The organism is Micromonospora sp. NPDC002296, from assembly GCF_040296145.1.
Lineage (GTDB): Bacteria > Actinomycetota > Actinomycetes > Mycobacteriales > Micromonosporaceae > Micromonospora.
Genome location: NZ_JBEOWQ010000093.1, coordinates 1 through 8,581, shown reverse-complemented (window position 1 = coordinate 8,581; position 8,581 = coordinate 1). Strand labels below are relative to the sequence as shown.

General features: G+C 72.6%; 6 protein-coding genes. 2 read left to right on the top strand and 4 right to left on the bottom strand.

What is annotated here, in order from left to right:
- Positions 1 to 313: 313 nt before the first annotated feature.
- The 4 genes from aroF to ABT023_RS28580 all read right to left on the bottom strand — a co-directional run bounded on the left by aroF (position 314) and on the right by ABT023_RS28580 (position 5,980).
- Positions 314 to 1,321 carry a 3-deoxy-7-phosphoheptulonate synthase gene (gene aroF, locus ABT023_RS28595; RefSeq protein ID WP_350889740.1) on the bottom strand — a complete coding sequence of 336 codons (1,008 nt, stop codon included), beginning with the start codon at positions 1,319 to 1,321 and terminating at the stop codon, positions 314 to 316.
- A gap of 31 nt (positions 1,322 to 1,352) precedes the next feature.
- Positions 1,353 to 2,744, bottom strand: a complete 1,392-nt coding sequence (locus ABT023_RS28590; protein ID WP_350889738.1) for a salicylate synthase — start codon at positions 2,742 to 2,744, stop codon at positions 1,353 to 1,355.
- Positions 2,745 to 2,851: 107 nt separating this feature from the next.
- Positions 2,852 to 4,483, bottom strand: a complete 1,632-nt coding sequence (locus ABT023_RS28585; RefSeq protein ID WP_350889736.1) for a (2,3-dihydroxybenzoyl)adenylate synthase — start codon at positions 4,481 to 4,483, stop codon at positions 2,852 to 2,854.
- A 294-nt stretch (positions 4,484 to 4,777) separates the two neighbouring features.
- A complete protein-coding gene (locus ABT023_RS28580) occupies positions 4,778 to 5,980 on the bottom strand; it encodes an acyltransferase family protein (RefSeq protein WP_350889735.1) in 1,203 nt (400 codons plus the stop codon).
- An 800-nt stretch (positions 5,981 to 6,780) separates the two neighbouring features.
- On the opposite strand from ABT023_RS28580, the gene ABT023_RS28575 reads away from it, so the two are divergent.
- A complete protein-coding gene (locus ABT023_RS28575) occupies positions 6,781 to 7,734 on the top strand; it encodes an ATP-binding cassette domain-containing protein (RefSeq protein WP_350889733.1) in 954 nt (317 codons plus the stop codon).
- 19 nt (positions 7,735 to 7,753) lie between these two features.
- On the top strand, positions 7,754 to 8,518 hold the full coding sequence (locus ABT023_RS28570; RefSeq protein ID WP_350889732.1) for an ABC transporter permease: 765 nt from the start codon (positions 7,754 to 7,756) through the stop codon (positions 8,516 to 8,518).
- The last annotated feature ends 63 nt before the right edge of the window (positions 8,519 to 8,581 follow it).

The window sequence follows — 8,581 nt, the reverse complement described above, 5'->3', positions numbered from 1 at the left end:
TTGGTGGGTTCATTGTGGGTGGGGGTGGTCGGGTCTGGTGTCGCCACTGCTCCCCCTGGGGGGGGGGGGGGGGGGGGCCGCCCCCCCCCCCCCCCCACGTCTGGTCGGCCCGCTGGTCCAGTCGCGTCTCCCCGGGTCGCCCGCCCAGCCTTCCCAGCCGGACAGTCCGCGTCTCGCGCGGGCCGCCCGCCGGGCGGGACGCGGCGGGCGTCGGCCCGCCGACGTGACGACGGAGGACCCCCGGGTCGAGGTGGGAGATCCCACCCCGGCCCGGGGGTCCTTCAGTTCGGTCCGCCGGCGTGCGGCGGAGGGGTCAGGCCAGCGCCAGCCCGGTCCGGGTCGCGGCGAGCAGCCGGTCCAGGTCGGCGGTGAGCCGGGCGAAGTCGGGCGGCGTGAGGGCCTGCCCGGCGTCGCAGCGGGCCCGCTCGGGGTCGGCGTGCACGTCGATCATCACGCCGTCGGCGCCTGCCGCCGCGGCGGCCATCGCCATCGGCGCGACCACGTAGGCGTGGCCGGCCGCGTGGCTCGGGTCGACGATCACGGGCAGGTGGGTACGCCGTTTCAGCACCGGCACGACGCTCAGGTCGAGGGTGAACCGGCTCGTCGTCTCGAACGTCCGGATCCCCCGCTCGCAGAGCACGACCTGCGGATTGCCGGCGGCCAGCACGTACTCGGCGGCCAGCAGCCACTCCTCCACGGTGGCGGACATGCCGCGCTTGAGCAGTACCGGCCGACCGCACCGGCCGACCGCCTGGAGCAGCGGGAAGTTCTGCATGCTCCGGGTGCCGATCTGCACCATGTCCGCGTACTCGGCCACCACGTCCACGTCCTCCGGGCGCAGCGCCTCCGTGACGACCGGCAGGCCGGTGATCCGGCGCTGCTCGGCCAACAGCCGTAGGCCCTCCACGCCCAGCCCCTGGAACGAGTAGGGCGACGTGCGCGGCTTGAAGGCGCCGCCACGCAGCATCCCCGCCCCGGTGGCGGCGACGCCGGTGGCCACCGCCGCGAGCTGCTGCCGGCTCTCCACCGCACACGGGCCGGCGATCACGGTGAGCTGGCCGGCGCCGATGAGGTGGCCACCGACGTCCACGACCGTCGACTCGGCGCGGAAATCCCGCCCGGCCAGGTGGTACGGGACGGTCGAGACGATCACCCGGTGCACCCCGGGCAGGTCGTCCACCTCCCCCACCAGGACGGCCGGTGCCGGCACCACCAGCACCGGCGGTCGCCCCGGCCACCGGACGACCACCGGCTCCGGCCCGCCCACCCCGGCCCGCCGCACGACCCGCCTGAGATCCGCCTCGGTCGCCGAGGGACTCATCTCCACGATCATCGTCGCGCCCCGTCCTGCCTCATCGGATCGTCCGGCTGCCTGCGGCCACGCCCGAGCCCGCCAGCTGCGCCACCGGGCCGGGCACCAGGTGGTCCGCGACGCTGCGCAGCTTCTCGCAGGTCTCCTCGTACTCCCGACCGGGGCGGGACTGCTCCACGATGCCCGCGCCGGCCCGCAGCCAGGTTCGGCCGTCCTGCTGGTAGACGCTGCGCAGGACGAGGGCGGCGTCCAGGGAGCCGTCGGCGCCGGCGGTGAGCACCGCGCCGGCGTACAGCCCGCGCGGCTCCGGCTCGTACCGCCGGATCGCCTCGTACGCCGGACGCTTGGGGATGCCGGACGCGGTGATGGCGGGGAACAGGACGGCCATGGCGTCCCACCCGGTCCACCCCGCTGCCAGGCTGCCGGTGACCATCGAGCCGAGGTGCTGGACGCTGCCCCGGTGCTTGACCGTCATGAAGCCGTACACGCCCACCGAGTCGGGCACGCAGAACCGGGACAGTTCGTCGACGGCCGCCTTCACGGACGTGGCGTGCTCGAAGATCTCCTTGGCGTCGCTGAGCAGTTCCGCCCGGTGCCGGTCGTCAACGTCGGCGGCCCCGGTGGCGGCCCGGGTGCCGGCCAGCGGCTGGGTGCTCACCACGCCGTCCGGGCGGACCTCTAGGACGATCTCCGGGCTGAACCCGCCGCCGCGCAGGCCGCCGAGGTCGAACAGGAACGACCGCGCCGGGTTGTTGCCCCGCCGCCCGGCGACCCAGGTGGCGAGCAGGTCGATCTCGAACTCCACCGGGAGGACCCGGGACAGGATCACCTTCTGGAGGCGTCCCCGCTGGATGTCCCAGACCGCGCCGGCGACCGCCTCCTGGTAGCGACCGGCGTCCGGCCCGGAGCCGGCGACGTCCATCGGCCGGACGTTGCGCGCGTACCCCTCCTCGGCCACCGCCGTGCCGGAGCGCAGCAGGTCGACGACCCGGTCGCGCAGGTCGCCGGCGAGCCCGCGGCCGGTGACCCGGTCGGCGCCGAAGGTCACCTCGACGGTGGGCACCACCAGGTGCAGCAGCCGGCCGTCCCCCGCCGCCGCGGCGTCCCCCGCCAGCAGGTACGACAGCTCGAACGCCGCCCAGCCGTACACCCGCCAGTCCGCCATCGGGAGCCCGGCCAGCAGCTCCGCGACCAGCGTCAGTCCCCTGTCGTTCCAGGGGACGGCCCGCTCGACCCCGTCGCGAACGAACCGGACGCCGTCACGGTCGGCGATCAGTTCGGCCTCGATCCCGCCGGCCACGGTGAACCCGCCGTGCTTCTCGTAGACCATGTACCGGTCGAAGACACCGGACCGGACGAGCCCGGCCGCCGACAGCAGTGGGCTGGCCGACGCCTCCGCCTCGAAACTCTCGTACCGCACGTTCTCGGGCACTTGTCACCCCTCGCTGGAGTTGGACGATCGGAACTGCCGGGCCCGCGAGGGCGGCCGGTTCGGCGGTCGCCGTCGCGGGCGGGCACACGTCGGCGGCGGTCCCTCGCTCACCGGTCCACCGGCTCACCGAACAGCTGCCGGAGCCGCTTCTTGTCCGGCTTGCCGACCGGGGTCAGCGGAAGCTCGTCGAGGACCTCCAGGCGTTCGGGGATCTTGAACGCGGCCACCCCCTTGGCCCGGAAGACCTCGCGCACCTCGGACAGCGCGAGGGCGGCACCGGGGCGGAGCACCACGCACAGGCAGACCCGCTCGCCGGTGTCCGGGTCCGGCACCGCGATGGCGGCGGCGGCCCGCACGTGCGGCAGGAGCTGCGCCAGGTCCTCCACCTCGGCCGCGGAGATCTTCTCCCCGGCCCGGTTGATCAGGTCCCGGGTCCGGCCCTCGACGACCAGGTTGCCGCTGGGGTGCCGGCGTACCACGTCCCCGGTGCGGTACCAGCCGTCGGGCGTGAAGCTGCCCGCGTTGTGCGCGCCGCCGCGGAAGTACCCGCGCGGGGTGTAGGGCCCCCGGGTGAGCAGCTCGCCGTGCTCGGCGGGGACACCGTCGGCGTCGACCAGCAGGATCTCGTCGTCGGGGCTGATCGGCCGGCCCTGGGTGTCGACGACCACGTCGGACGGGTCGTCCAGCCGGGTGCAGTTCAGCAGGCCCTCGGCCATGCCGTACACCTGCTGCACGGTGCACCCGAAGGTCCGGCCCAGCCGGCTCGCCACATCGGCCGGGCAGCGCGCACCGCCGACCTGTACGACCTTCAGGCTGTCCACGTCGTCCCGGGCCGGGTCGAACCGGTCCAGCCAGCGCTGGGCGACCGCGGGTACCAGCGCCACCGTGGTCACCCGGTGCCGCGCGATCGCCGCGAGCGCGGCCTCCGGCTCCGGGGACGGCAGCATCACCACCGTGCCGCCGACGCCGAGGGTGCCGAGCAGACCGGGGCAGCCGAGCGCGAAGTTGTGCCCGGCCGGCAGCACCACGAGGCAGACGCTGTCCTCGGTGAGGCCGCTCAGCTCGCTCATCCGCCGGACGTTGTACTCGTAGTCGTTGTGCGTCCGGGCGATCAGCTTGGGCAGCCCACCGGTCGTCCCGCCGGAGAGCAGCAGGAAGACCACGTCCTCGGGTTCGGGCGCGGGCACCGCGCGCAGCGGGTCGTCCGCGGGGGGCGGCGTCGGCTCCACCCGCAGCCGCACCGAGTCCCGCCGGGCCGGCTCGCCGACGACCAGCACCGGGCAGGGCCCGCCCGGTCCGGCCGCCACCCGGTGTGCGAGCGCCTCGTGGTCGAAGCCCCGGTGCGCGTCGGGGACGACCACCGCAGCCGCCCCCGCTGCGTCGGCGAGGTGGGACAGCTCGTGGTCCCGGTACGCGGGCAGGGCCATCACCGGCGCCACGCCGATCCGGGCACAGCCCAGCACGACCGGGACGAACTCCCACCGGTTGGGCAGCTGCAGCACGACGTTGTCGCCGTCGCGCAGACCGAGCGCGAGCAGTTGCCGGGCGACGGCGTCGGCGGCCAGGGCCAGCTCGGCGTACGTGAGGGACCGATCGCCGCCCACCACCGCCACCCGGTCGCCCCATCGCCGCGCCCACCGGCCGGGCAGGGCGCCCAGCAGTTCCCGACGCCAGTGGCCCCTGCGCAGGTACTCCTCGGCCACCTCCGTCGGCCAGGGCACCTGCCCTACGCGGCGCACGGACCGCTCCCGCCTCCGGACGCCCGCCCGGCGACACGCCGGCCCGCGCGGACGCCCCGCGTGCCGGTGGCCGCCGCCGGCGGGACCGCCGCCGGCCCGGCGGGAAACTGTTTTCCGGTTGTCATTCTCGCCCTCCCGTTGAATCGCCACCACACCGGCACCGGACAGCACGCCGAGGCTCGCAAGAAGCTCTCGACTCCCGCTCAAGAGAGCCGACCGGTAATGGCGGGTCCGCATTCCCCGTGACCGCGGAATCGGACCCGCCAACGACTTGTCGCCGGTTTCCCCGTCGGGTCAGCCGACCGTCTGCGCCCGCTCCGACACCGCGGCCTCCCGCAGCCGGGCGCGTTCCCTTTCGCTTCGCGTCCGGCCGAACCGGCGCAGGACGGGACGCTCCACGAACCGGTAGAGCACCAGGCCGATCAACATGTTCAGCACCAGCAGGCCGAGCACCAGGAGCACGCCCGCCCAGGTGTCGAATCTGACGGTCGGCCCGATCGCATCGCGGGCGATGGCGAGCAGCGGCCACTGGGTCAGGTAGGCGGCGTAGGTGGCGTCGCCGAGAACGACCATCGGCTTACGGTTGAGCCACCGGGAGCGCCCCTCGATGTCCCGCATCGCGACAATCGGAACGAAGAAGCAGACCGCGATGGCCATGAATCCACTGCTCTTGTAGATCGGCGGCAGCCAGGTCATCACGAGCCACAACGCGGCGGTACCCGCGACCGCCCACCACAGGCGGAACCGGGGCCAGGAGCCGGTCTGCAGCATGCGGGCGAGGATGACGCCCAGCAGGAACTCGGGGAGGCGGGACAGCGGGAAGAAGAAGGAGAGGTAGGCCTCGGGGAACGACAGCGGCGCCCACATCCACCACACCGGCGCGTCCACCGCCGCCATGACCACCCCCGGGAGGACGGCGATGACGGCCATGAGGCCGACCAGCCAGTACCACAGGTGCCGGGTGGGGATGCGCAGGATCGGGTGGATCAGCAGCGGCAGGGAGATGTAGAAGACGATGTCCGCCGAGACCGACCAGTTGATGCCGTAGACGCTGAACACGTACGTCGGGTCGGGGATCCAGGCCTGGACCAGGAAGAGGTTCGCCAGCGCCGGCCCGAGCGGGGTCTGCCCGATCAGCGTCATCGGGCCCACCACCGCGATCATGGCGAGGGTGAAGGCCCAGATCGCGATGTGGCTGGGAAAGATCTTGGCCAACCGCTTGCGGGCGAACGAGCCCAGGGTGCTCTTCCAGGGCTCCTGCCAGGTGAGCACGAAGCCGCTCAGCACGAAGAACAGGGACAGCGTCGAGATGGCGGAGGGCACCGCCGTGCCGACGCCGTTGATCGAGGGGTTCTTGAAGAACTGACCGGCCCCCAGGGCGTGGGTGGAGAAGGCCAGGACGAACAGGATCACCCGGCCTCCGGTCAGCGAGGGAAGCCGCGCCGGTAAGGCGGATGGGGTCGACAGTCGATCTGTCGGAGAGGGCGAAGACACCATTTCCTACTCCCGTTTGCCATGGGGCCTGACATCAGAGCCCCCCAAGAGGTATCAGTTGACCCGGGGCAGGAGAACGCGGTTCCAGCGCCGCTTGACCAGCCTTCAAGCAATTTTCGAGATGCATCAAGAAGCACTCGCGGGCACATCACGGAAACCAGCACGACCGGCCACCACACGACCTTTCCGGGTCACCTGGCAGCAATTTCGGGAATTTACCCCGGAAGGGATGTCGACACCGGAGGAAATGGTTACGGCTCCGCCACCCGGTCGCGTCGAATCGGTGGCTCCGCTCCGTCAGGCCGTCGCCCCGTCCAGGCTTGCGACCGGACGAGGTTCGTGGTTCGCTGTCGCACAGCGTCGCGTGCCGGTGGCGGACAGCGTCAGGCATGGAGGCGTCGGTTCGAAAGGTCTTTGATGACCACGTTGTTCACCCACGTACTGAAGGCTGGGCGGCTGGCACGCCGATCGAAGTGCTTCTTCCTCAGGAGGCTCGGCCTCCTGCCGCCCCGAGGCTCGGGATCGCCACTCGGCGGGGCCCCGCCTCCGCGCCAGCCGGGCCGGACGACGGCCCAGAATCCCCATTCCGTTCCCGCTCCCGGTGCAGGGGGCGACATCGACGTCGCCCTCCGGCCCGGCGGCCCGTCCACCCTGCACCACCGTCCGCGCCGACGCGCACGGACGCACCGCCCACCCCGGCCGGCGTGCCCCCCGGCGGCCCAACCCGGCCGGGCCGGTCATCGCCCCGGCCGGTTCCCCAGGACGGCGGTCGCCCGCTGCCCCGTCGCCCTGCGAGGTGCTCGATGATCAAGGCGCGCGACCTGAAACGGCAGTTCACCTCGAAGCGCCAGACGGTGGAGGCGGTGCGGGGAGTCAACCTCGACGTCGACCGCGGCGAGATCGTCGCCTTCCTCGGGCCGAACGGCGCGGGCAAGACCACCACCCTGCGGATGCTCACCACGCTGCTCCGCCCGACCGGGGGTGAGGCCACCGTAGCGGGATACGACCTGCTCACGGACCCGGTCAACGTGCGGCGGCACATCGGCTACGTCGCCCAGGGCAGCGGCGCCAGCGACGACCAGCTCGTCATCGACGAACTCGTCACCCAGGGCCAGCTCTACGGGCTGTCCGCCGGCGAGTCCCGGGCCCGCACCCAGACGCTGCTCGAACGGCTCGACCTCACCGGGGTCGCCAGCCGGCTCACCTCCACCCTGTCGGGCGGCCAGCGCCGCCGGGTGGACATCGCGCTCGGTCTGCTGCACGAGCCGGAACTGCTCTTCCTCGACGAACCGTCGACGGGCCTGGACCCGCAGAGCCGGAACAACCTGTGGGACCACATCCGCAGCCTCCGCACGGAACACGGCACCACGGTCTTCCTGACCACGCACTACCTGGACGAGGCCGACGCGCTCTGCGACCGGGTCCTGGTCATCGACAACGGCCGGATCGTGGCGGAGGGCACTCCGGACGAGCTGAAGCAGCGCGTTTCCGGCGACCTGATCGTGCTGGGCACGGACAACCCGACGGCGGTCGCCAAGGTGGTCGGCCGGTTGGACGGAGCCGACGAGCCGACGATCGGCGAGGACTTCGTGCGGTTCGTGATCCCGGGCGGCAACCGGGTGATGCCGGTGCTGCTCCGCGAGCTGGACCACGCCGGGTTGATCCCCCACTCGGTGGAGGTCCGGCGGCCAACGCTGGACGACGTGTTCCTGGCCCTCACCGGACGGACGCTGCGGGAGTCGGCCGATGGGCGATGAGAGAAGGGCGGGACGCGACGTGACCGAGCGGAGTGGGAACCGGTTCCTGCGGGACACCCGCCTGATGTTCATGCGTTCGGTGCGGCCCCTGGTCCGGCAGCCGCTGGTGATCGTCCTCGGCACCGCCCAACCGATGCTGTTCCTGCTGCTGTTCGGGCCGCTGCTGGGCGGGTTCGGGTCGGACGAGGACTCGTGGCAGTGGTTCGTGCCGGGCCTGGTGATCCAGATGGCCCTCTTCGGCACCGCCTACGCCGGCTACGTCCTGATGCCCGAGATCCGGTCCGGGGTCCTCGAACGTTTGCAGGTGACCCCGATCAGCCGCATCGCGCTGCTGCTCGGCCGGGTGCTGCGCGACGTCGGCGTCCTGCTGATCCAGTGCGTGATCCTGCTGGCGGTGTCGACGCTCTTCGGGTTCCGCGCCGGCCCCGGCCAGATCGCTCTGGTGCTGTTCATCGGGGCCCTCGCCGGGGTCTCGATCGCCGCGACGTCGCACACCCTGGCCTTGAAGGTCAAGCACGAGTACGTCTTCGGGCCGCTGCTCGGCGGCACGGTGATGCCGGTGCTGCTGCTGTCCGGCGCGCTGCTGCCGATGGACCAGGGGCCGGACTGGCTGTACGCGCTCTCCCGGGTCAACCCGCTCAGCTACGCGGTGGACGCGGTCCGGGCGATCGTGGAGGGCCGGATGGGCGACACAGTGGTGTGGAGCGGCGGGCTCGTCATCGTCGCCCTCTCCGGGCTCTGTCTGTACTGGGGCGTGCGGACGTTCCGCAAGGAGGCCCTCTGAGCGCCCTGGCGCAGCTCGGCACCCCTGACAGCGAGGTGGCCCGGCACCGGCCGGTGCCGGGCC